Source organism: Pseudomonas sp. SIMBA_067 (assembly GCF_046534675.1).
GTDB lineage: Bacteria > Pseudomonadota > Gammaproteobacteria > Pseudomonadales > Pseudomonadaceae > Aquipseudomonas > Aquipseudomonas putida.
The window spans coordinates 1-238 of sequence record NZ_JAWRYH010001297.1 but is presented as its reverse complement, the minus strand read 5'-3'; the positions used below and the strand labels follow the sequence as shown (position 1 = coordinate 238).

Sequence of the window (238 nt, the reverse complement as noted above, 5' to 3'; positions counted from 1 at the left end):
GTGATGCCACGGGTCATCAAGCAAGATGGCAGCCGCGAACCGTTCAATGAAGATAAGTTACTAAATGGCTTAACTCGCGCCCTCGAAAAACGCCCCGTAAGCACTGAGCAAGTTGATGAAGTGGTTAATATTATTAAGTCGCAGTTACGCGCCACTGGCGAACGCGAAGTGTCTAGCCATTTGGTGGGTGAGTGCATTATGGAAGCGCTTAAAAAGTTAGATAAAGTGGCCTATGTAA

The 238-nt window shown here is 47.1% G+C and carries 1 protein-coding gene; it reads left to right on the top strand.

Annotated elements, in window-relative coordinates; genetic code table 11:
• The coding region (locus SB765_RS33510) for an ATP cone domain-containing protein (RefSeq protein ID WP_410933019.1) at positions 1-238 on the top strand (238 nt) is incomplete at both ends.